This window comes from Frateuria soli (genome assembly GCF_021117385.1).
Classification (GTDB): Bacteria; Pseudomonadota; Gammaproteobacteria; order Xanthomonadales; family Rhodanobacteraceae; genus Frateuria_A; species Frateuria_A soli.
In genome coordinates, this window is record NZ_CP088252.1 from 2,812,501 (window position 1) to 2,835,822 (window position 23,322).

Genomic DNA, 23,322 nt, shown 5'->3' on the forward strand with positions numbered 1-23,322 from the left:
GTCGCCGGAACTACTGAGGCAGAGCGCCGCATTGCGCGTTCCACGGGTGGCGATCGGTGGCATCACGCCGGAAAATGGCGCGATCCTGGTCGATGCCGGTGCCGACTATCTTGCCGCCGTTTCCGCCATCTTTGGCAGCAGCGACGTGCGGGCAGCCGCCCGCCGCCTGGCCGACCTTTACCGTCCTTCTCCCAACGAGTTCCTCCATGACCACCAACCATGAGCTTTACCAGCGTGCAAAGCGGCTGATGCCCGGCGGCGTCAACTCGCCCGTACGCGCCTTCAAATCGGTCGGCGGCGAGCCGTTCTTCACCGCGCGCGCCGATGGCGCCTACCTGTGGGACGTGGAAGGCACCCGCTATATCGACTACGTGGGTTCATGGGGACCGATGATCGTCGGCCACAACCACCCGCACGTACGCCAGGCCGTGGAGCGTGCGGTGCGCGATGGCCTGTCCTTCGGCACCCCGTCGCCGGCCGAAGTGACCATGGCAGAGGTGATCACACGCCTGGTGCCCTCGGTGGAAATGGTGCGCATGGTCAACTCCGGCACCGAGGCGACGATGTCCGCGATCCGGCTGGCGCGCGGTGCGACCGGCCGCGGCAGGATCGTGAAATTCGAGGGTTGCTACCACGGCCATGGCGACAGTTTCCTGGTCAAGGCCGGTTCCGGCGCATTGACCTTCGGCGTGCCGACCTCTCCGGGCGTACCCAAGGCCGCCGCCGACCTGACGCTCACCCTGCCCTACAACGACCTTGCCGCGGCCGAGGCGCTGTTCGCCCAGCAAGGTGCCGACATCGCCGGCCTGATCATCGAGCCGGTCGCCGGCAACATGAACTGCATCCCGCCGGAGGACAACTTCCTCAAGGGCCTGCGCGAGCTGTGCACGCGCCACGGCGCGGTGCTGATCTTCGACGAAGTGATGACCGGCTTCCGCGTGGCGCTGGGGGGTGCGCAGGCGCATTACGGCGTGAAGCCGGACCTGACCACGTTCGGCAAGGTGATCGGCGGCGGCATGCCGGTAGGCGCCTACGGCGGACGCCGCGACCTCATGGAACAGATCGCGCCAGCCGGCCCGATCTACCAGGCCGGCACGCTTTCGGGCAATCCCGTCGCCATGGCGGCGGGCCTGGCGATGCTGGAACTGGTCCAGGCGCCCGGCTTCCACGAGGCACTGGCCGCCAGAACGCGGCTGTTGTGCGACGGATTGCAGGCGGTGGCGGATGCCGAAGGCGTGCCGTTCAGCACCAACCGCGTGGGGGGCATGTTCGGATTGTTCTTCACCCGCCAGGCGGTAACCAGCTACGCACAGGCCATCGCCGCGGACACGGCCCTCTTCAACCGCTTCTTCCACGGCATGTTGAGGCGCGGCGTCTACCTGGCGCCGAGCGCGTTCGAGGCGGGTTTCCTGTCCAGCGCGCACAGCGAGCAGGACATCGCCGACACGCTGGAAGCCGCCCGCGGCGCATTGCGCGAAGCCCGGCGGGAGGCGTGAGCTGCCTGCCGGCTGCCGCGGCAGCGCCGCGCGGCAGTCGGAGCCCCAGGCCGTCCGCTTCTTCCTACCAGCTGCCGGTGTTGGGCATCGATGCCCATGGCTCCTGCGGCGGCAGGTGGCCCTCCTGCAGCAGCTCGATCGAAATCAGGTCGGGCGAGCGCACGAACGCCATGTGGCCGTCGCGCGGCGGACGGTGGATGGTGTAGCCCATGTCCTTCAGGCGCTGGCAGGTGGCGTAGATGTCTTCCACGCGGAAGGCCAGGTGGCCGAAGTTGCGTGCCGAGCCGTAGTCCTCGTCCGAGCCCCAGTTGAAAGTGAGCTCGAGCTCCGCCTCGGGGCTGTCCGGCGCCGCAAGGAACACCAGGGTGTACTTTCCATCCGGAACCTCCCTGCGGCGTGCCTCGCGCAAGCCCAGCCCGTCGCAGTAGAAGCGCAGCGACGCGTCCAGGTCGCGCACGCGAACCATGGTGTGCAGGTATTTCATGGCGTGTCTCCGGCTGGAGTGGCGAGGAAGGCCGTGAATGCCGAGCGCAGGCGGTCAACGCCCTCGGCCAGTTCCTCGTCGGTGATCGTCAATGGCGGCAACAGGCGCAACACGTCGGGCCCGGCCTGCAACAACAGCACACCGTGGGCCGCGGCGACGTCAAGGATGGCGCCGGCCTTGCCGCGATGAGGTTCGGCCAGCGCCGCGCCCAGCATCAGGCCACGCCCACGCACTTCCTCGAACAGGCCCAGTTCCTCGTCGATCGCGGCCAGGGCGGCTCGCAGCTCGTTGGCCTGGCGCTCGACGTTGAGCAGCACCGCCGGCGAGCCGAGCTTGGCCAGCGCCACGCGGGCAACCGCTGCAGCCAGCGGATTGCCGCCGAAAGTGGAACCGTGCGCGCCGACCTGCATGATCTGGCCCACCTTCGGGCCGGCCAGCATGGCGCCGATGGGAAAGCCCGCGCCAAGCGCCTTGGCCAGCGTCACGATGTCCGGCTCCACGCCGTCCTGCACATGCGCGAACAAGGTCCCGGTGCGCCCCATGCCGCACTGGATCTCGTCCAGCACCAGCAATGCGTCATGCCGGTCGCAGAGCTCGCGCGCGTGGCGGAGGAAGCCCGCTGCCGCCGGACGCACGCCGCCCTCACCCTGCACCGGCTCGACCATCACCGCGGCCACGTCGCCGTGCGCGAAAGCCGCTTCCAGTGCACGCTCGTCGTTGAAGTCGATGTAGCGAAAACCGCCCGGCAGCGGTTCGTAGCCTTCCTGGTACTTGGGCTGTGCGGTCGCGGTGACGGTGGCGAGCGTACGGCCATGGAACGAACCGCGGAAGGTGACGATGGTGCGTCGCTCGGGTCCACGCCCCTGCGTCGAGGCCCAGCGGCGCACCAGCTTGATCGCCGCCTCGTTCGCCTCCGCGCCCGAGTTGCACAGGAACACGCGCTCGGCGAAGCCCGATGCCTCCACCAGTTCCTGCGCGAGCCTCAGCGGCGGCTCGGTATAGAACACGTTGCTGCTGTGCCACAGCTTGTGCGCCTGCGCGGTGAGCGCGGCGAGCAGGTCCGGGTCCTGGTGACCCAGGCTGTTGACCGCGATTCCGGCGCCGAAGTCGAGGTAGTCGCGCCCCTGCGTGTCCCACAGCCGCGCACCACGGCCATGGTCGAGCACCAGCTCGCGCGGGCGATACACCGGCAGCCAGTAGCGCCGGGCCAGATCGATCAGGGAAGCGTCTTGCGTGGACATGGCCTCTCCGGCGGCGCACGGGCGCCGTCGCAACATGCTGGGGAATGCGACCGGGCGTCGCCCGCGCATGCTAGCACCGTGGCTCGGGGGCTCCGCTGTAACAGCCGCACAGGTGTATCGCTGCTGTTACACCACGCGCCGGAGCCCGGCTGCACGCGGGCTGCAGCTCTTCACAGGCGATCTCCACGCCGCCCGCTGTAACACCCGACGCGCGGGGCGTTCAGGCGCCGGGAGCCGGGAGGCCGCGCTACGGCGCGGTTTGGCCACTCCGTCGGGGGTTGGCACGGCGCTTGCCATCAGGGCAATCACCGAAGGAACGAGCCCACGCCATGGAACCCGCATCTGCCTTTCCCCTCCGCCGCTGCCCGCTTCTGCCGCTCGTGGCCCTGGCGGCGCTCGTCGGCATGCCCTTGGCCGGTCTCGCAGCGGACGCGCACCGGGCCGTCGCGGCCCAGCCGGGCGACATCGTGGTGCTGCGCACCGTCTCCACGCGGCCGGCGGCCCGGCCCGCGCCGCCGGGCATGGCGCTGATGGTGTCGCCCTCGCCACGACCGGAAATCCTCGCCTCGCTCGGCAACGGCGAGCTTTCCGACCAGGACATCGCGCAGATGGGTGCCTCGCCCTCGGCCGGGACACAACTGCAACCGACCGCCGCACGCACGCTCGACGGCATGCTGGTGCGCGACAACAGCGGCACCACGGTGGCCGGCAATGGCGTGAGCAACACCGTCGCAGCCCCGGTCGGGGCCGTCGGCAACGCGACCGGCACCATCGCCGACCAGGTGCAGGGCGCGCTCACGCAACTGCCTTTCGGCAACGGGCATTGAAGCCATGTGCCGCACGACCCTTCTTGCCTGTCTCGCCGGCCTTGCGGTGCTGGCGCTGCCCAGTACCCGCGCCCATGCCCGCGATGACGACTACGCGGCCATGCTCGGCTATCTCACCAGCAGCCATCTGGATGGCCATGTGCTGCAGGGCGCCGAAGGCAGCATCACGGTGAATCTGGCAGCAGGCGATCTCAACAGCCAGGCCAACCTGCGTGCGTTCGCCACTGGTCCGGATGCGCAGGCCTGGATCGATGCGCGCCAGCGGACCGCAGGCAACCAGGCCAACGCGCCGCTGGATGCGCAGGCCACCATCGCCGGGCAGGTGCTTGCCGGCGCGCACGGACTGGTTTCCATCAACCAGGTCAGCGGCAGCGCGAACACGCAGCTCAATGCGGTCGCCGCGGCGCTGGCCAGCCAGGGCATACGCGAGACGACGGACGGCTCCCTGTCCGCCGCCGTCTCCGCGTCGGCAGAAATGCAGCCGGGAACGGAACCCGACGCACCGGGCGAAGGCACGCGCAGCGTGTCGGTCGCCGCGGGCGCCATGCAGGGTTTCCGTGGCGTGCTGCAACTCAACCAGACCGCGGGATCGGGCAATGCCACGGGCAACATCCTGTCGCTGTCCGTGTCGGACCTGCCGCGGTGAACCGATAAAAACCGGAGAGAGGACACCATGAACGCTTCCACGAAGAAGACCCTGATCGCCCTGGCGGTCGCCACGCTGTTCGGCAGTTCGATGGCCTATGCCAGCGAGGGCGAAGGCCACGACCATCATCATTCGAAGATCGACTCGGCGGCCATCGCTTCGGTCGACAACAGCCAGTCGGTGACCGGGAATGTGGCCGGCAACGACAAGCTGAGCAACACCAGCACCATCAAGGACCGCACCGCCGCCCGTGCCTCGGGCAACATCGGCATGAACGTCGCCGCCGGTGACAACAACGCGCAGGACAACGCCGCCGCGCTGGCCGCGACCGACGCCAGCTTCACCTTCGGCATGGCGGACTCGGAGGTCTACGTTGGCCAGTCGGGCATGGGCAACCTCGTCGTCAACCAGGGCGTCACCAACAGCGCCGGCGTGACCGACAACGCGTTCCGGAATGCCTCCGGCAACATTGGCGTGAACGTCGCCTCGGGCAACAACAACGAGCAGAAGAACGCGCTGGCCGCGGCGGTCGCCACCACCAAGTTCGCCCACGCGGGCGTCGATGCCAACCAGGTGTCCTCGGGCAACGTCGTGAGCAACGCCGGCCGCGTCGAGCGTTATGACGACACCACCACCGTCCGCCTGCGCGGTACCGTCTCGGGCTATTCGCTCGGCTTCGGCATCGGCGGCTACGAGGGCAGCACCAGCGGCAGCTACTCGGGCAGCACCTCGTCCGACAGCCGCGGCAACGCCTACCAGGCGAGCAATCTCTATCCGGATTCCTGGACCGGCGACTCCCATCCGGGTGGCTTCTCCACCGGTCACGTGGACTTCGACAGCGAGACCCAGGGCGCGGTCCAGAATCCGTACCGTCCGGGCGTCGGCGGCTTGGGCTTCGACACCGACAGCCACTCCGCCGGCAGTGAGAGCGGCAGCATGCAGGGCAGCGAGTCCGGTCTGCTGGGCTTCGCGGAGATCTCGTCCAGCGAGCTGTTCGCCGACCTGTGCGGCACCGTGACCACCTCGCGGTACGTGGTGGTGGACGCCACCAACGACGCCAGCCTGTCCGGCAACGCCTTCCAGAACGCAACCGGCAACATCGGCGTGAACGTGGCCTCCGGCACCGGCAACCTGCAGGCCAACAGCCTGTCGATGGCCGTGGCGCAGCCCACCCCGTAAGACTTCGGCCAAGGCAGGCCAACGAGGGCGGTACCCGGCTGTCCGCAGCCGGGTTCCTATGGAACCCCCCGGCCCGGCCCCTGCGGGCCGGGGGGACTTCCTTCCAGTGGTGGAAACCCATGCGACTGATCACACGGACCTTCCTGCTGTGCGGCCTCGCGATCGGCGCCCTGGCGTCCGCGCGCGCCGGCGAGGTGCGCTTCGGCGGCGTGTTGCCGAACGGCGGGCTGTATGTGCACCCCGTCGAGAGCATGCAGGAAGCACGCTTCCGCAACCTGGTCCGGCAGGAGACCGACTACAGCTGCGGCGCCGCCGCGCTGGCCACCATCCTGCGCTACGCCTACCACCTGGACGTGGACGAGGCGGTCGTGATCCAGGGCATGCTCGGCGTGTCCGACGAAAACCTGGTCAAGCAGCGCGGCTTCTCGCTGCTTGACATCAAGCACTACGTCGAAGCGCTGGGCATGCGCGGCCGCGGCTACCGCGTCGATGAGTCGCGCCTGCGCAGCCTGCGCGTGCCGGGCCTGGTGCTGATGGACGTGCGCGGCTTCCGGCATTTCGTGGTGCTCAAGCAGGTCCACGGCGACACCGTGGAACTGGCTGATCCGATGCTGGGCAACCGCAGCATGACGCTCGCCGATTTTCTCCAGGGATGGCCCTCGCGCGCCGTGTTCGTGGTGATCGGCAACGACTTCGACCGTCGCACCGTGCTGCTGCAACTCGAAGGCAAGGCCAGCGCGCGCGCGCTTTATGCCCGACAGGGACCGATCACTGACGCCGAACTGCTCGATTTCGGATTCAGCAACGCTGATTTGTTCTGAGGTACCCATGCCATGTTCCGCCGTCCCTACTCCCTACTTGCCGCCGCGTTGCTGCTGACCCCCGCGCTCCACGCGCGCGCAGCGGACGCGCCCGGCGCCGGCCTGCACGAGCTGGCCGATCCCGAGCTCAATGCCATGCGCGGGCGCTACACCATCGACGACCACACGATCGCCTGGTTCGGCGTGACGATGATCTCGACCTGGCAGACCGCCTCCGGCCAGCTGCTGCAGGGGACGCTGGCCTTCGGCATGGATTTCAGCAGCGGCAGCGGCCAGCCGACGCTGACCTTCACGCCCAGCGTGACGCTCACCCGCGCCGACGCCCCCGTACCGATGCCCGCCAGCGGCACCCGCAACGTCGACGGCAGCGGGCTCGCCAACGTTGGCGGCCTGCTGCAGAGCGTGCAGGTGGCCGGCGACGGCAACCTGGCAAGCAACGTGACCCGACTGACCATCCGCAACGGCGACGCACCTGCCACAGGCATCGCAGGCATCGCAGGCAGCGGCACCAGCGGTGCCAGCGCGAGCGACGGCAACGCCAGCGTGTCGGTCGGTTTCGACAGCCAATCCGCCGGCGTGCGACTGGCCATCGCCGGCCAGGGCACGGTGCAGCAGTGGATCCGCGACGGCAGTCTCGGCCAGAGCGTACAGCTCACCGCGGACGGCCAGAGCGTGAGCAACCGGCTGGAGATCGACCTGATACGCCAGGTCGCTCCCGCCAACGCACCGCTTGCGCTCAACGTGGCGCAGGCGATCGGCCTCACCCGAGGCATCGCAACGTACTGAGCGCGCGCCACCGCCCGGTGCGCGTCCGGTCCCAGGGGAGATCACACACATGCAAAAGACCTTGTTAGCCACCGCGGTGGCCTGCGGGCTGTTCGTCGGCCTGCCCTTCGACCTTTCCGCCCAGGCGGCGCCCACGTTGCAGGACGAGGCCCAGGTGCAGACCCTGATGGCCCAGTTGCAGGCGCTGAAGGCCAGCTACGCGCAGCAGGTGCGCCAGTTACGCGAACTGGACATGCAGGTACAGGCCTTGCAGGCCAAACTGGCCGGCAAGAGCGCGCCGTCCAGCCTGCCCGCGCCGGGCGGTACGCCGCCACCGGCACAGGTGGCCCAGGCCACGCCTCCCGACGAAGGCAACCACGCCGGCAGTGCCGCCGAGGCGGAAGCCGCGCGCCAGGAGACGCCCACGCGCAGCCTCAAGGATGCGCTGCAGCAGGAGCACGCGCTGTTCGACCGCAAGTTCACGCTCGAGAACAGCATCAGCTACGCGCGCTACGACCGCAACCAGATCACGCTCAACGGCTTCCTTGCGCTGGATGCGATTTTCCTCGGCAACATCGCCATCGAGGACGTCAAGTCGGACTCGCTCACCTACAACCTGGCCGCGCGCTACGGCGTCAGCCCGCGCCTGACCCTGAACCTGGACGTGCCCTACCTCTACCGCAAGACGGTCTACCAGAAGGGCGGGGCCGGCGGCTCGGCGGCGGCGATCGCGGAGGAGGACACCACCGGCGCAGGCCTGGGCGACCTCGGGCTGAGCGCCAACTACAAGCTATTCGACGAGACCGGTACGCGGCCCGACACGGTGTTGACCCTGGGCATCACTGCGCCGACCGGGCAATCGCCCTACGGCATCGACTGGAAGGTGCTCCAACGCGACGACGACCAGTACATCCGCTTCGCCGTGCCGGAGAAACAGCCCACCGGCAACGGCGTATGGCAGGCAAACCTGGGCCTGTCGGCGGTCAAGACCATGGACCCGGCGATCATCTTCGCCAACCTCGGCTACATCTATTCGAAGTCACGCGACTTCGACGACATCAATACCGATCCGGAAACGCAGAACCCCGGCTCGGTCAAGCTGGGCAACAGCTATTACTTCGGTGCCGGCGTGGCCTTCGCATTCAACGAGCGCACCAGTCTGAGCCTGTCGTTCAGCGACAAGCTCACCGCCAAGGCCTCGTTGCGCTACAAGGGCTCGCCCTGGGCCAAGGTGATCGGCTCGGACGCGAACGCCGCCACCTTCAACATGGGCGTTACCCACGCCCTGAACCAGCACACCACGCTGGTCTCCATGCTCGGCATCGGGCTGACCCCGGACGCACCGGACTTCAGCCTGACCTTCAAGATCCCCTACATGTTCTGAGCAGGTTCAAGACGTGGCCTGGGCCAGCTTGTCCAGCGCCACGCCATGCTTTTTGCACAGGCGGTAGATCGTGACCCGCGCGACGCCCAGCCGCCGCGCGCATTCGCTGACGTTGAAGCGGGTATCGCGCAGGCAGGCGACCAGCGCGTCGCGCTCGGCCGTCACGCGCACGCGGTCCAGCGCCGCCGGCGCATGACCGGGGCGCACCGGCAGGTCCAGGTCGTGCACGCTGATCAGGGAATCTTCGGCCACCACGGCCGCCCGCTGCACGCGATTGATGAGCTCGCGCACGTTGCCCGGCCAGCTGAACGCACGCAGCGCGCGGCGCGCCGCCGCGCTGAAGGCCTGCGCGCGACATCCGTGCTGTTCGCGGAAGACGTCCAGGAAATGCTGTGCCAGCAGTTCCACGTCGCCGCCGCGCTCGCGCAGCGAGGGCATCTGCACGCGCAACACGTTGAGCCGGTAATAGAGGTCCTGGCGGAAGCGCCCGGCGGCAACGGCCTTTTCCATGTCCACATGGGTGGCAGCCAGCACGCGCACGTCCGCGCGCAGGCTATGGCTGCTGCCGACCCGCACGATCGTGCCCTCCTGCAGGAAGCGCAGCAGGCTGGTCTGGGCATCCAGCGGCAGGTCGCCGATCTCGTCCAGAAATACAGTGCCGCCGCTTGCGCTCTCGATATGGCCGATGCGGCGGGTGGTGGCGCCGGTGAAGGCACCGCGTTCGTGACCGAACAGTTCCGATTGCACCAGGTTGGCCGGCAGCGCACCGCAGTTGATCGCCACGAACAGATGCTCCGCCCGTGGCGACAGCTGGTGGATGACGCGCGCGGCCACTTCCTTGCCAGTGCCCGTCTCGCCGGTGACGAGCACCGGCAGGTCCACCGGCGCGTACTTGCGCAAGCCGACGCGCAAGGTGCGCATCGCCTCACTGGCGCCGACCAGCCCCGGCATGTCCGGCTCACTGCGCGCGGGCACGCCGCCCTGCGCCAGGCGATCCAGCGATTCGCGCAGCCGCGGGAAATCGATGGGGCTGGTGAACACCGCCATGCAGTCGCGCAGGATCGAGGTTGCGCGGGGTTCGTGGGCGGGCGTCTCGGGCGAGACCAGGGCGATCCAGGGCACGCCAGGGTGCTCGGCGACCATGTCTTCCATCGCCTCCAGCGTGTCGGGATCGTCCTGGCGCAGGTCGGCCAGCGCAACCACGACGTCGCCATTGCGGGCACCCACGCCACTTGCCTTCACGTCGGCCACGCGCACGGGCCACCCGGAACGGGCCAGTCCGTTGCGTTCCATGTCGTCGGGTCGTCCGAACCAGACGACGCAGCGTCTGGGTAATGTCAATGCCGCGTTCATCGCCACCTCCGCCCCTGACGGAATGTCCTGTGTCGATCAGCCGGTGGGTCCCAGCTGCAATGCCGCCCTTCCGGGGCGACGGACTGTGATCAATATCACAAAACCGGGTGGAAGAAGTAACGACAGCGGGCGTGAAGGCGAGGTCAATGCAGAAAAAGGTCCGGAAGCAGCGGCGCGCCGGGCTGGACCGCGTAGCGGTCGAAATCGACCACGCCCTGCTCTCGCAGCAGGTCCTCATCGAGGGCGAAATGGCCGCTGTACTGCCGGGCCGGACGGGTCAGCATGGCGTGCGCCGCATCGGCCACGATCTCCGGCCGGCGGCACTGTTCAGCCCGCACGCCCTCGATCATGCCGATGGCGGCCGTGGCGATCACCGTACGCGGCCACAGCGCATTGACGGCGATGCCGAGCGGGGCAAATTCGCCGCTCATGCCCAGTACGCAAAGGCTCATGCCCATCTTGGCGATGGTGTAGGCGGTATGCGGGGCGAACCATTTCGGATCCAGGCTGGGTGGCGGCGCCAGCATCAGCACGTGCGGGTTGGCGGCGCGCTTCAGGTGCGGCAGGCAGGCCTGGGTGACCAGGAAGGTGCCGCGCGTGTTGACCTGGTGCATCAGGTCGAACCGCTTCATCGGCGTGTCCTCCACGCCGGCCAGCCAGATCGCGCTGGCGTTGTTGACCAGGATGTCGATCCCGCCGAAGCGCTCGGCCGCCTGTGCCACGGCCGTCCTGACCTGATCTTCCTCGCGAATGTCCACCTTGAGTGCCAGCGCCTTGCCGCCGGCCTCTTCCACGGCGGCCGCCGCGGTATGGATGGTGCCGGGCAGCCGCGGGTTGGGCACGCCACTCTTGGCGGCGATCACGATGTTGGCGCCGTCGCGGGCCGCGCGCACGGCGATCGCCAGGCCGATGCCGCGCGAGGCACCAGTGATGAACAGGGTCTTGCCGGCCAGCGTGTCAGTCATGGCGGTGCGCGCCTGTATGGGAGAAGGGCAGGATACTCCGGCGCACCCGCTGCCCCCGGATGACAACCATCACTGGACGCGCGCGCCGCCGGCCTCCACAGTGTCCCGGTCCGGACCGGAACCGCTGCCGATGGCCACGCTGCTGCCCTTTCCCGCCTCTTCCCCGATGGCCCGCGCCACGGTCGAGCCGGTCCTGCGCGTGCGGGGTGTGCGCAAGGCCTTCGAGGGACGCGAGGTCTTGCGAGGCGTGGACTGGGAGGTCCCGGCCGGGCGGGTGGTCGGCCTGCTCGGCCGCAACGGCGCGGGCAAGACGACCCTGCTGCGCTGCCTGCTCGGCCTGGCGCCGATCGACGCCGGCACGGTCGAGCTGCTGGGCGCGGCGATGACCGAGCCCGGAGGCGAGCGCCTGCACCGGGTGGGGTTCGTGCCGCAGAATTTCGAACTGTTTCCCTGGATGAAGGTGCGCGCCTACCTGGACTTCACCGCGGCCTTCTACGCGCAATGGAACCACGCACTGGCCGCGCGCCTGCTGCAGGAGTGGGAGCTCGACCCCAGGCAGAAGATCGGCCGGCTCTCGCAGGGACAACGGCAGAAGCTCGCCATTGTGCGCGCGATCGCGCCGGAGCCGGACCTGCTGGTGCTGGACGAGCCGGTCGCCAGCCTCGATCCGCAGGCGCGGCGCGCGTTCATGGCCGAGCTGCTCGCGTTGATGCGCGGACCCGGCAAGACGGTGGTCTTCTCCACCCACATCACGGCCGACCTCGAACGTGCCGACGCCGACATCGCGCTGCTGCGCGACGGCCACATCCAGTTCACCCGGCCGCTGGCCGAGCTCAAGGCGCGGCTGTCCCACGCGGTGCTCAACCGCCCAGCCGGCTGGACCACGACACCGACGATGGCCGGGGTGGTCAAGTCGCGCATCACCGGCGCGAGCCTGCACCTGCTGCTGGAAGACGTGCCGGCCGAACGACTGCACCAGCTTGCCAAGGACGAGGACGCCAGCCTGCGCATCGAGATGCCCACGCTGGAAGACCTGTTCGTGGAACTGGCATGAGGGCAATTGCCCAGCTGTGGTTGCTGCCCAGCCGGCAGATGCCGCTGCTGGGCGTGCTTGCACATCTGCTGTGGCTGGGGGCACTGGCCTGCCTGGTGTGGATCACGCCACATACCGACGGCGCGGCGCTGGGCGCCGGGCTGTTGGCGATGGGTAGCTGGTTCTGGCACCTGGGCCTGGCCACCACGCTGCGCAGCGCGTGCCAGCCGGAAACCTTCCTGCTGCCGGGGTTCCGTCATCGGCTGGCGATCTTCGGCCTGCTGGATGCGACAGCCTGGGTCGGGCAGCCCGCGCTGCTGGCGCTGGCCTTGGGCGTACCGTACGTCGCGCTGGGCGGCGCGCTGTTGCTGCTCGCGGCGGCAATGGGCTTCGCCATGGGCGTGGAGCGCTGGGTGAGCCTGCTGTTCTGGCCGCTGCTGGTGCTGGCCGGCTGGATGCCGGGGCTGGTCGAGGCGATCGTGCAGGGCGCACTGCGCTCGCCGCTCACGCTGCCGTTGCTGCTGCTCCTGGCCGTGCTGCTGCTGCGACTGGCGCTGCACCCGATGCTGCAGGTGGCCGATCGGCCGCCGGATACCTCGCCGCTGGAAGGGCTGAGCATGGGGCGCGGCACCGGCGCAGGGACGGCACCGCGGCGCAGCGCGCTCGGCCGGCGCTTCGAGGGCTGGTTCGACGCGATCGCGCAGCAGGCGATGGATCGCGCCCTGGCCCGTTACCGCGGGCAGCCGTCCGCCGCGCGACGTCGCGCGCTCGTGCGCCGGCTGCTGCTGCCGCACGACAACGCCGCCGCGATCGCGCTGCGCATCGCGATCATGGCGGTGTTCGCCACGCTGTACGTGGTGGTGGCGCTGCACCGGAAGCATTTCAACGCGACCGTGGTGGGCGCGTACGCCGTGCTGATCGCGCTGGCGCGTTTTCCGCAGATCGGCCGCGGCATGCAGCGCATGCGCCCCAACCTGGCCGACCTGTACCTGACGCTGGCGCCGGCCACGCGCCGCGACTATCAGCAGACGCTCGCCGACGCCCTGCTGGTGTTGGTGCCGATCGGCACGCTCACCGCGCTGGCCTATACCGTGCTGGGCATCGTGCTCACCCACGCCACGCAACCCGGGCTGATGCTGCTGGTCACGCTGGTCGTGGCCACCGGTGGCGGCCTGGTGGCGCTGGCAGTGCACCTGATCGGGCCGCAGAACGCGGTCGGCCGGCAGTTGGTCAACGCGGCGGTGCTGGTGGGCACGATGGCGATGTACTGGGCGGGCGTCTGGCTGGTCGACGCGCTGGGCTACGCCTTCGGCGGCGGTCTGCTGGCGCTGCTGACGCTCGGTTTCGGACTGGGTGTGTGGCTCGCCGCGCAGCACGAGTACCAGCGGCGCGAGCCGTGTTTCGATGCGCCGTTGGCGTGAGATCCTGCGCCGCTCCCTGCGGCGGGAGGGCCTGGGGCGTCAGCCGAGCGCTTCCACGAAGCGACGCGGTGCATTCTCGAAACCGCCGTTGGACATGAACACCACGTGGTCGCCGGGCCGTGCCTGTGCATGCAGCGCTCCAATCAGCGCATCGACCGTGGACTCGGCCCGCCCGCGGCCTTGCAGCGCCTCGGTCACGCGGGCGGCATCCCAGGGCAGCTCCGGGCGATGCAGGAACACCACCGCATCCGCGTCCACCAGCGATGGCGCCAGGCCCGCCGCGTGCGCGCCCAGGCGCATGGAGTTGGAACGTGGCTCCAGCGCCACCAGGATGCGCGCCTTGCCCACCTTCGCGCGCAGGCCGGCCAGGGTGGTCGCGATCGCGGTCGGATGGTGCGCGAAATCGTCGTAGACGCGCACGCCGTTGACCTCGCCGACCAGTTCCATGCGCCGCTTGACGCTCTGGAAGCTGGCGAACGCCGGCAGCAGGTTGCGCGGATCGGCGCCGGCCGCGCTGGCCGCAGCCAACGCGGCCAATGCATTGAGCACGCTGTGGTTGCCCAGCAGCGACCAGCGCACCTCGCCGATCGCCTCGCCGCGGTAGTCGACGGTGAAGACCGAGCCGTCCGGCTCGACCAGCCGCGCACGCCAGTCGCCCTGGCCGATGCCGAAGGTTTCCACCGGTGTCCAGCACCCCATCGCCAGCACCTCGGCCAGCGCGGCGTCTTGCGCGTTGACGATCAGCCGGCCGTTGCCCGGCACGGTGCGCACCAGGTGGTGGAACTGACGCTGGATCGCGGCCAGGTCCGGGAAGATGTCCGCGTGGTCGTACTCGAGATTGTTGAGGATGGCGATGCGCGGGCGGTAGTGGACGAACTTCGAGCGCTTGTCGAAGAACGCCGTGTCGTATTCGTCGGCCTCGATAACGAACGGCGCAGTCCTGTCGCCCAGCCGCGCGGACACACCGAAGTTGCCCGGAACCCCGCCGACCAGGAAGCCGGGCGCCAGCCCCGCGTTCTCCAGCAGGTGCGAGAGCAGGCTGGTAGTGGTGGTCTTGCCATGGGTGCCGGCCACCGCCAGCACCTCGCGCCCGGCCAGCACCGTCTCGCCCAGCCACTGCGGGCCCGACACATAGCGCAGGCGCGCATTCAGCATGTGTTCGACCGCGGGGTTGCCGCGCGTCATTGCATTGCCGACCACGACCAGGTCTGGCGCGGGCGTGAGGTGCTCGGACGTATAGCCGTCCATCAGGCGGATGCCGAGGGCCTCGAGCTGGGTGCTCATCGGCGGATAGACGGCCGCATCGGAGCCTTCCACCACGAGGCCGAGTTCGCGCGCGAGCGCGGCGACGCCGCCCATGAAGGTGCCGCAGATACCGAGGATGTGCAGGCGCATGTGTCTGGAAAACCCTGCCTCTCGCCGGATGGGTTCCCCCTCTCCCGCCGGGAGAGGGGCCGGGGGTGAGGGTACGGGTCTTGCAGGAAGCGGGGGCCGGGGGAGGCGACTGCTCTCGCTCCGGTCGCCCCTCGCCCCATCCCTTCTCCCGGCGGGAGAGGGAGCCGGTTTTCCGTCAGCCGTTGGCCGCGGCCGACTCGCTCTGCAGCGCGCGCTTGATGCGCGCGGTCACATCGTCCAGGTCGCCGACGCCGTCGACGACCTGCAGCTTGCCGCGCCTGGCATAGAAGTCGGCCACCGGCGCGGTCTGTTCGGCATACACACCCAGCCGCTTGCGCACCGTGTCGGGGTTGTCGTCGGCGCGGTTCTCGGCCTGGAAGCGTATCTGGCAGCGGCCGATGATGGCTTCGTTGGGTACTTCGAGCTTGACCACCGCATCCAGCGGCTGGCCGATGCGCGACAGCAGGTGGTCCAGCGCGTCGGCCTGCGCCAGGTTGCGCGGATAGCCATCCAGGATGAAACCGTTGCGCGCATCGTCCTGCGCCAGGCGCTCTTCCAGCATGCCCAGCAGGATGTCATCGGAAACCAGCTGGCCGGCGTCCATCACCGCCTTGGCCTTCAACCCCAGCGGCGTACCCGCGGTCACCGCGGCACGCAGCATGTCGCCAGTGGAGATGTGCGGTACGTTGAGGTCGGCCTTCAGCCGCGCGGCCTGCGTGCCTTTGCCCGAACCGGGCGCACCGAGTAGGACGAGTCGCATAATGCTCCAGGGCGTGTGGTCCGCACGCACGCTGCGGCGGTTCGTCAGATTTCACCCGAGGACCGTCAAAGTACCGTCTGGACCCCGGCAGCGTCAAACCGCGCCGCGGCCGGATGCGTGCCAAGTCTCTGTTTCGCAAGGGCACGCACCTGTACCTGCCAAGGAGATCACCATGAGTCCTGCTATCCGTTCCGGCCGCCTGCTGTACGCCCAGTCCGGGGGCGTCACCGCGGTGATCAACGCCACCGCCGCCGGCGTGATCGAGACGGCGCGCGCGCAGGGCGTGCCGGTGTACGCGGCGCGCAACGGCATCCTGGGCGTGCTGCGCGAGGACCTGATTGACACCACCAGGGAGCCGAAATCCGCGATCGCCGCCTTGCGACACACGCCTGGCGGCGCGTTCGGCTCCTGCCGCTACAAGCTCAAGTCGCTGGAGGACAACCGCGCAGAGTACGAGCGCCTGATCGAGGTGCTGCGCGCGCACGACATCCGCTGGTTCCTCTACAACGGCGGCAACGACTCGGCCGACACCGCACTGAAGATCTCGCAGCTCGGCAAGGCGATGGGCTACGACATCCGCTGCATCGGGGTGCCCAAGACGGTGGACAACGACCTGGCGGTGACCGACTGCTGCCCGGGCTTCGGCTCGGTCGCCAAGTACACCGCCGTATCGGTGCTGGAGGCCAGCCTGGACGTCGCTTCGATGGCCGATACTTCGACCAGGGTGTTCGTGCTGGAGGTCATGGGCCGCCACGCCGGCTGGATCGCCGCCGCCGCAGGCCTGGCCGGCGAGGGCCCGGATGCGCCGCCGCACGTCATCCTGTTCCCGGAGAACGTGTTCGACGAGGCTGCGTTCCTGGCCAGGGTGAAGGCCACGGTCGAACGCGTGGGCTGGTGTACGGTGGTCGCCTCCGAGGGGGTACGCGATGCGGCCGGCCGCTTCCTTGCAGAGGGCGGCACCCGCGACGCCTTCGGCCACGCGCAGCTGGGCGGCGTGGCGGCGGTGCTGGCGCAGCTGGTCAAGGAAAGGCTCGAGTACAAGGTGCACTGGGCATTGCCGGACTACCTGCAGCGCTCGGCCCGCCACCTGGCCTCGGCCACCGACGCGCTGCAGGCCTACGCGGTGGGGCGCGCGGCGGTGGAGTTCGCGCTGGCCGGCATGAACGCGGTGATGCCGGTGATCGTGCGCACCTCCGAGGCGCCCTACCGCTGGAAGATCGAACCGGCGGAACTGAAGAGGATCGCCAATCGCGAAAAGAAGCTGCCCAGGAGCTTCATCCGCCGCGATGGCTTTGGCATCACCGACGCCGCGCGCCGCTACCTGTCGCCGCTGATCCGCGGCGAGGCGCCGCCGCCCTACGGCAAGGACGGCCTGCCCGCCTACGCCTCCCTGCGCAACGTGGCGGTTGCCAGGCGCCTGCCTGCCTTTCCCTGAGGCGACAGACCTCCGTTTCCTTGCTGAGCGTCACGTGAAGTCTGTGTGCAGGGCGGCTACCATCCGTTCAGTCGCAGATTCCTACGCTGCGTTTCACCCGGGCCCCGCGCCCGGCCATGGGAGACACATGATGAAGTTGCTGCTGAGCGTCCTGTTCGCCCTGCCCCTGCTTGCCGCCAGCGGCGCGGCGCTGGCCGACCATGATCATGGTCGCGGCCACGGGCGCGGCCACGACAAGCACGGCCACGACGAGGGCTGGCGCGGCGACCGCCACCATCACTGGGAGCGCGGTCACCGTTATGACGGCCGTGTCATCGTCGTGCACGACTACGAGCGCGTGCGCCTGCGTCCACCGCCGCGTGGCTACCACTGGGTGCGCGACGACAACGACGATTACGTGCTGGTCGCCATCGCCACCGGCATCATCCTGGACTACGTGCTCAACTGAGTTGCGTGGTTCATCTCGCGGCCGGAGTGGCGACGCTCCGGCCGCGTGCTTTCCGGGACCCTGAAGCCTGGAAGCACCTGTCCCGGCGAGGTTGGCCCGGCCGTCGGGCCAGCCCGTCGGGGGGAACGCAGATCGAGGGGCGACGGCCCATTGGCCTCCCCTCTCCCGGCCGCTGCGGGCATAGGGCTGGTTTTGCAGCCCCGCCGCTGCGGCGCACAACAGTCAATCACGTCACCCCTGCCTATACTCGCCGAGGCCGCTGTTTCAGCGGCCGGGGGCGAGCTGCCCGTGAGGCAACCCGCCTGTGGCGGTATTCACTCACCTGGGGAGGCACCGAATGCAGCAGCAGGACGGTATGTGGTTGTGGATCGCGCTGGGGTGCGCGGTTCTCGCGATTCTCTATGGCTTGGTCTCGGTACGCTGGGTTCTTGGCCGCTCGGCCGGCAACGAACGCATGCAGGCGATCGCCGCGGCCATCCAGGAAGGCGCCCGCGCCTACCTCAACCGCCAGTACGGCACCATCGCGCTGGCGGGCATCGTCCTGCTGGTCCTGATCGGCTTCTTCCTTAACTGGTACACCGCCATCGGCTTCCTGGTCGGGGCGGTGCTCTCCGGCGCCACCGGCTACATCGGCATGAACGTCTCGGTGCGCGCCAACGTGCGCACCGCCGAGGCCGCACGCAGCGGCATGCGCGCGGCCATGGATGTCGCATTCCGCGGCGGGGCGATCACCGGCATGCTGGTGGTCGGCCTGGCGCTGCTGGGGGTGACCGGCTACTGGATGGTCCTCAACCACCTGGGCGTGCCCGATCCGCTGCATCCGCTGGTCGGCCTGGCCTTCGGCAGCTCGCTGATCTCGATCTTCGCGCGTCTCGGTGGCGGCATTTTCACCAAGGGCGCGGACGTCGGCGCCGACCTGGTCGGCAAGGTCGAGGCCGGCATTCCCGAGGACGACCCGCGCAACCCGGCGGTGATCGCCGACAACGTCGGCGACAACGTGGGCGACTGCGCCGGCATGGCGGCCGACCTGTTCGAGACCTATGCGGTGACGGTGATCGCCACCATGCTGCTCGGCGGACTGATGTTCACCGCCGATCCGCACGCCGTGCTCTATCCGCTGGTGCTCGGCGGCGTCTCGATCATCGCCTCGATCATCGCCACCTTCTTCGTCAAGGTGCGCGAGGGCGGCTCGATCATGGGCGCGCTGTACAAGGGCGTGATCGTCTCGGCGGTGCTCTCGGCCGTCGGCTTCTGGTTCGTCACCCGGGAGTTGCTGCCCCAGGGCCTGTCGGCCGACGGCGGCGCCATCGACAGCATGTCGATCTTCTGGTGCGCACTGATCGGCCTGGTGCTGACCGGGCTCATCGTGTGGATCACCGAGTACTACACCGGCACGCAGTACAAGCCGGTGCGGCACATCGCGCAAGCCTCCACCACCGGGCACGGCACCAACATCATCGCCGGCCTGGGCGTGTCGATGAAGGCCACCGCCTGGCCGGTGATCGTGGTGTGCGCGGCGATCTGGGGTGCCCACTATCTGGCCGGCCTGTATGGCATCGCGATCGCGGCGACATCGATGCTCTCGATGGCGGGCATGATCGTGGCCCTGGACGCCTACGGCCCGATCACCGACAACGCCGGCGGCATCGCCGAGATGGCCGACCTGCCGCCGGAAGTACGCGGGATCACCGATCCGCTGGACGCCGTGGGCAACACCACCAAGGCGGTGACCAAGGGCTACGCGATCGGTTCGGCCGCGCTCGCCGCGCTCGTGCTGTTCGCCGACTACACGCACAACCTGGCAGTGAACAACGCGGGCACCACCTTCGCCTTCGACCTGTCCGACCACATGGTCATCATCGGCCTGCTGATCGGCGGCCTGATCCCCTACCTCTTCAGCGCCATGGCGATGGAGGCGGTGGGCCGCGCGGCAGGCGCGGTGGTGGAAGAGGTGCGCCGCCAGTTCCGCACCATCCCCGGGATCATGGAAGGCACCGGCAAGCCGCAGTACGACAAGGCGGTCGACATGCTCACCCGCTCGGCGATCCGCGAGATGATCGTGCCTTCGCTGCTGCCGGTGGTGGTGCCGATCGTGATCGGCCTGTTGCTCGGACCGAAGGCGCTGGGCGGCGTGCTGATCGGCACCATCGTCACCGGCCTGTTCGTGGCCATTTCGATGACCACCGGCGGTGGTGCCTGGGACAACGCCAAGAAGTACATCGAGGATGGCAACCACGGTGGCAAGGGCTCGGAGGCGCACAAGGCGGCGGTCACCGGCGACACCGTGGGCGATCCGTACAAGGACACCGCCGGTCCGGCCGTCAATCCGCTGATCAAGATCATCAATATCGTGGCGCTGCTGTTGATCCCGCTGCTCTGAGCAACCTCGGCCCAAGCTCCCTCTCCCCTCCGGGGAGAGGGTTGGGGTGAGGGGCCACTCTTGCGAATGGCCACCATCGAAGGCCCCTTGCGGGGCCTTCGCTTTGTCCAGGGCATGAGCGGAGTTCCCCGCGAGCCCCCCACCCCGGCCCTCTCCCCGGTGGGGAGAGGGGGCAAAGCAGGCGCTGACTTTAGTCACAGGCAGTCCACCACTCCACCCTCCACACTCATCCGTTCCACAGGGGACAACGACATGACCCACACCTCCCGCTGGCTCGCGCTCGCGCTGGGCCTCACACTGGCAGGCATGACACACGCACGGACCTCCGCGCCAACCGGCGCACACACCACCGACGACGCGTATCTTTGGCTCGAGGACATCGACGGCACCCGCGCGATGGACTGGGTCAAGCAACAGGACGCCACCACCATCGCCGATTACGCCCAGTCGCCCGAGTTCAAGCGCCTGGACGCCCGCCTGCTCGAAGTGCTCGACTCGGACGCGCGGATCCCCTTCGTCGAAAAGCTCGGCGATCACTACTACAACTTCTGGCGCGACAAGGCCCATCCCAAGGGCCTGTGGCGGCGCACCACGCTGGCCGAGTACCGCAAAGCCCAGCCGGCCTGGGAGACCGTCCTCGACCTCGACGCGCTGGCCGCGGCCGAGCACGAGAACTGGGTCTGGCACGGCGCGCAATGCCTGAAGCCCGACTACCGCCGCTGCCTGCTGTCGCTCTCGCGTGGTGGCGCGGACGCCGACGTGGTGCGCGAGTTCGACCTCCACGACAAGGCCTTCGTCGAGGGCGGCTTCACGCTGCCCGAGGCCAAGAGCCAGGTGGCCTGGGCCGACCAGGACCACATCTTCGTCGGCACCGATTTCGGTCCCGGCTCGATGACCGAGTCGAGCTACCCGCGCATTGCCAAGCTGTGGGCCCGCGGTACGCCGCTGGCGGAGGCGGTGACGATCTACGAAGGCAAGCACGACGACCTGGCGGTCAGCGCCTACCGCGACCTGACCCCCGGCTACGAACGCAGCTTCGTGCAACGCGCACTGGCCTTCTACGACAGCGAAAGCTACCTGCTGAGCAAGGACGGCAAGCTCACCCGCATCGAGGTGCCGACCGACGCCGAGACCAGCGTCGAGCGCGAATGGCTGCTGATCGAGCCGCGCAGCGACTGGACCGTCGGCGGCCACGCGTACAGGGCCGGCTCGCTGCTGGCGACGAACTTCGACGATTTCGTTGCGGGCAAGCGCGACATCACCGTGCTGTTCGAGCCGACCGACACCACCGCGCTGGACGGCTATTCCTGGACCCGCCACCACCTGATCCTCAACGTGATGGAGGACGTGGTGAACCGGCTCGAAGTGCTCACCCCGCAGCCGGGGGCCTGGAAGCGCCAGCCGTTGCGCGGCGCGCCCGCGCTGTCGGCGATCGACGCCGGTGGCATCGATGCGGACGCGAGCGACGACTACTTCCTCACCGTCTCCGGGTTCCTGCAGCCGACCACGCTCTACTACGGCACGCTGGGCCAGGGCGAGGCCGAAGCGATCAAGCACAGCCCGGACTTCTTCGACGCCTCGACGTACGCGGTCAGCCAGCACTTCGTGCGTTCGAAGGACGGCACCCGCGTGCCGTATTTCGAGATCGCGCCGAGGAACCTGAAGCTCGATGGCGCCAACCCCACCCTGCAGTACGGTTACGGCGGCTTCGAGATCGCGCTGCAGCCGAGCTACAGCGGCAGCATCGGCCGCGCCTGGCTGGAACACGGCGGCGTCTACGTGATCGCCAACATCCGCGGCGGCGGCGAGTACGGCCCGCGCTGGCACAAGGCCGCGCTCAAGGCCAACCGGCTGCGCGCCTACGAGGACTTCGCCGCGGTGTCGCAGGACCTGATCCGGCGCAAGGTCACCTCGCCGGCGCACCTGGCCGCGATGGGCGGCAGCAACGGCGGCCTGCTGATGGGCAACATGCTCACGCTCTATCCGCAGCTCTACGGCGCGATCGTCAGCCAGGTCGCGTTGCTGGACATGAAGCGCTACACGCACCTGTCCGCCGGTGCGTCGTGGATGGCCGAGTACGGCGACCCGGACAAGCCGGCCGAATGGGCGTGGATCCGGACCTTCTCGCCCTACCAGAACGCCCAGCCGGGCAAGCCGTACCCGCCGGTGCTGTTCACCACCTCCACCCGCGACGACCGCGTGGGCCCCGCGCACGCGCGCAAGATGGCCGCGAAGATGCAGGCGATGGGCTACGACGCGGACTTCTACGAGAACATCGAGGGCGGCCATGGCGGCGCGGCGGACAACAAGCAGTCGGCCTTCATGCACGCGCTCGAGTACACCTGGTTGTGGCAGCACGTAAAATGAGGTTTCCGGCGGCCGCCCGGCCGCCGCAACCTCCCGCACGCAACGCATGAGAGCTTCTTCCGGCAGCATTTCCCCCCAGTTGCGCGAATGGATCATGACCACCGCGCGCGCAGGCCACGGCGTGCCGGAAGTGCTCAAGCTGCTCAAGGAGGCCGGGTATCCACCGGCGCAATGCCGCAGCGCGGTCGCCGAGGTGCTGAAGATTCCGCTGAGCTCGATCAATGCCAGCGCGCCCGGCGGCAGGCGCACCCGTGCGCCTGCCGCGCCGCGGGTAGCGGTCGACGGCCGCGAGGTCCGCGTGAGTGCCGGCATGGAGGCACCGATCGTGCGCGTACTCGACGGGCTGCTCGACGCGGACGAATGCGCCGCGCTGATCGATGCCGCGCGGCCGCGGCTGGACCGCGCGAAGACGGTGGCCGAGGACGGCAGGCACCAGATCGACGAGCGGCGCAGCAGCGCCGGGATGTTCTTCACGCTGGGCGAGACGCCGCTGGTGCGCGGCATCGAAGCGCGCCTGGCGAAGCTGCTCGACCTGCCGGTGGAACACGGCGAAGGCCTGCAGGTGCTGCACTACCTGCCCGGCCAGGAGTACGAGCCGCACTACGACTGGTTCGACCCCACCCAGCCAGGCTACGCGGCGGTCACCGCGCGCGGCGGCCAGCGCATCGCCAGTGTCGTGATGTACCTCAACACGCCCGAGGAGGGCGGCGGCACCGCGTTTCCGAACGTCGGGCTGACGGTCACGGCGCTGGCCGGTTCGGCCGTCTATTTCGCCTACGAGGGCGGCGATGCCAGTTCGCTGCACGCCGGCCTGCCGGTGATCCGGGGCGAGAAGTGGATCGCCACCAAGTGGTTGCGCGAGCGGCCGCTGCGCTGACCGCACCCGCCACCGCCCACCACGCACCCTCCGGGACCCGGCGTG

General features: G+C 69.0%; 21 protein-coding genes (1 of these 21 only partly in view). 15 read left to right on the forward strand and 6 right to left on the reverse strand.

Translation table 11 applies throughout. The features are described 5' to 3' along the window. Positions 1-223 carry the end of a thiamine phosphate synthase gene (gene thiE, locus LQ771_RS12970; protein WP_231349820.1) on the forward strand. It extends 428 nt beyond the left edge of the window, so the window shows 223 of its 651 coding nt (coding positions 429-651); its start codon lies beyond the left edge, outside the window; the stop codon is at positions 221-223. Further along, entirely contained in the window at positions 207-1,496 is a 1,290-nt protein-coding gene (hemL, locus tag LQ771_RS12975; protein WP_231349821.1) for a glutamate-1-semialdehyde 2,1-aminomutase, read from the forward strand. The genes thiE and hemL overlap by 17 nt, the downstream gene beginning before the upstream one ends. 64 nt (positions 1,497-1,560) lie before the next feature. Here the strand turns inward: hemL and LQ771_RS12980 are convergent, their stop codons facing one another. Both LQ771_RS12980 and LQ771_RS12985 read right to left on the reverse strand, forming a co-directional pair. Continuing rightward, positions 1,561-1,980, reverse strand: coding sequence for a VOC family protein (locus tag LQ771_RS12980; protein WP_231349822.1), 420 nt, complete (start codon positions 1,978-1,980; stop codon positions 1,561-1,563). After that, positions 1,977-3,221 (reverse strand): acetylornithine/succinylornithine family transaminase, encoded by a 1,245-nt coding sequence (locus LQ771_RS12985; RefSeq protein ID WP_231349823.1) that lies wholly within the window; start codon positions 3,219-3,221, stop codon positions 1,977-1,979. The genes LQ771_RS12980 and LQ771_RS12985 overlap by 4 nt, the downstream gene beginning before the upstream one ends. A 404-nt stretch (positions 3,222-3,625) precedes the next feature. Between LQ771_RS12985 and LQ771_RS12990 the strand changes: the two genes are divergently transcribed. From LQ771_RS12990 to LQ771_RS13015, 6 genes are all read left to right on the forward strand, one after another. Next, positions 3,626-4,048, forward strand: a complete 423-nt coding sequence (locus tag LQ771_RS12990; RefSeq protein WP_231349824.1) for a hypothetical protein — start codon at positions 3,626-3,628, stop codon at positions 4,046-4,048. 4 nt (positions 4,049-4,052) lie between these two features. Then, entirely contained in the window at positions 4,053-4,694 is a 642-nt protein-coding gene (locus LQ771_RS12995) for a hypothetical protein (protein ID WP_231349825.1), read from the forward strand. A gap of 27 nt (positions 4,695-4,721) precedes the next feature. Beyond that, positions 4,722-5,873, forward strand: a complete 1,152-nt coding sequence (locus LQ771_RS13000) for an adhesin (protein ID WP_231349826.1) — start codon at positions 4,722-4,724, stop codon at positions 5,871-5,873. Positions 5,874-5,992: 119 nt separating this feature from the next. Further along, positions 5,993-6,694 (forward strand): C39 family peptidase, encoded by a 702-nt coding sequence (locus tag LQ771_RS13005; protein ID WP_231349827.1) that lies wholly within the window; start codon positions 5,993-5,995, stop codon positions 6,692-6,694. A gap of 12 nt (positions 6,695-6,706) precedes the next feature. Continuing rightward, complete coding sequence (locus tag LQ771_RS13010) at positions 6,707-7,480, forward strand: hypothetical protein (protein WP_231349828.1); 774 nt, start codon at positions 6,707-6,709, stop codon at positions 7,478-7,480. Between the two features lie 49 nt (positions 7,481-7,529). Next, complete coding sequence (locus tag LQ771_RS13015; RefSeq protein WP_231349829.1) at positions 7,530-8,843, forward strand: transporter family protein; 1,314 nt, start codon at positions 7,530-7,532, stop codon at positions 8,841-8,843. A 6-nt stretch (positions 8,844-8,849) separates the two neighbouring features. Here LQ771_RS13015 and LQ771_RS13020 read toward each other — a convergent pair whose 3' ends face one another. Continuing rightward, on the reverse strand, positions 8,850-10,196 hold the full coding sequence (locus tag LQ771_RS13020; protein WP_255674172.1) for a sigma-54 dependent transcriptional regulator: 1,347 nt from the start codon (positions 10,194-10,196) through the stop codon (positions 8,850-8,852). A gap of 143 nt (positions 10,197-10,339) precedes the next feature. After that, entirely contained in the window at positions 10,340-11,161 is an 822-nt protein-coding gene (locus tag LQ771_RS13025; RefSeq protein WP_231349831.1) for an SDR family oxidoreductase, read from the reverse strand. A 130-nt stretch (positions 11,162-11,291) separates the two neighbouring features. Between LQ771_RS13025 and LQ771_RS13030 the strand changes: the two genes are divergently transcribed. Continuing rightward, on the forward strand, positions 11,292-12,215 hold the full coding sequence (locus LQ771_RS13030; protein WP_231349832.1) for an ABC transporter ATP-binding protein: 924 nt from the start codon (positions 11,292-11,294) through the stop codon (positions 12,213-12,215). After that, positions 12,212-13,615, forward strand: a complete 1,404-nt coding sequence (locus LQ771_RS13035) for a hypothetical protein (RefSeq protein WP_231349833.1) — start codon at positions 12,212-12,214, stop codon at positions 13,613-13,615. The genes LQ771_RS13030 and LQ771_RS13035 overlap by 4 nt, the downstream gene beginning before the upstream one ends. A gap of 39 nt (positions 13,616-13,654) precedes the next feature. On the opposite strand, the gene mpl is transcribed toward LQ771_RS13035, so the two are convergent. After that, positions 13,655-15,010 carry a UDP-N-acetylmuramate:L-alanyl-gamma-D-glutamyl-meso-diaminopimelate ligase gene (mpl, locus tag LQ771_RS13040; protein ID WP_231349834.1) on the reverse strand — a complete coding sequence of 452 codons (1,356 nt, stop codon included), beginning with the start codon at positions 15,008-15,010 and terminating at the stop codon, positions 13,655-13,657. A gap of 175 nt (positions 15,011-15,185) precedes the next feature. After that, on the reverse strand, positions 15,186-15,770 hold the full coding sequence (locus LQ771_RS13045) for an adenylate kinase (RefSeq protein WP_231349835.1): 585 nt from the start codon (positions 15,768-15,770) through the stop codon (positions 15,186-15,188). Positions 15,771-15,942: 172 nt separating this feature from the next. On the opposite strand from LQ771_RS13045, the gene LQ771_RS13050 reads away from it, so the two are divergent. The 5 genes from LQ771_RS13050 (at position 15,943) to LQ771_RS13070 (ending at position 23,277) form a co-directional block, all read left to right on the forward strand. After that, complete coding sequence (locus tag LQ771_RS13050; protein ID WP_231349836.1) at positions 15,943-17,205, forward strand: 6-phosphofructokinase; 1,263 nt, start codon at positions 15,943-15,945, stop codon at positions 17,203-17,205. Between the two features lie 130 nt (positions 17,206-17,335). Then, positions 17,336-17,653 carry an RcnB family protein gene (locus tag LQ771_RS13055; protein ID WP_231351911.1) on the forward strand — a complete coding sequence of 106 codons (318 nt, stop codon included), beginning with the start codon at positions 17,336-17,338 and terminating at the stop codon, positions 17,651-17,653. 355 nt (positions 17,654-18,008) lie between these two features. After that, entirely contained in the window at positions 18,009-20,033 is a 2,025-nt protein-coding gene (locus LQ771_RS13060; protein WP_231351912.1) for a sodium-translocating pyrophosphatase, read from the forward strand. 252 nt (positions 20,034-20,285) lie between these two features. Continuing rightward, the gene (locus LQ771_RS13065; RefSeq protein ID WP_231349837.1) at positions 20,286-22,400 is read left to right on the forward strand and encodes a prolyl oligopeptidase family serine peptidase; all 2,115 of its coding nucleotides are present in this window, start codon (positions 20,286-20,288) and stop codon (positions 22,398-22,400) included. Between the two features lie 46 nt (positions 22,401-22,446). Continuing rightward, entirely contained in the window at positions 22,447-23,277 is an 831-nt protein-coding gene (locus LQ771_RS13070) for a 2OG-Fe(II) oxygenase (RefSeq protein ID WP_231349838.1), read from the forward strand. Positions 23,278-23,322: the final 45 nt, after the last annotated feature.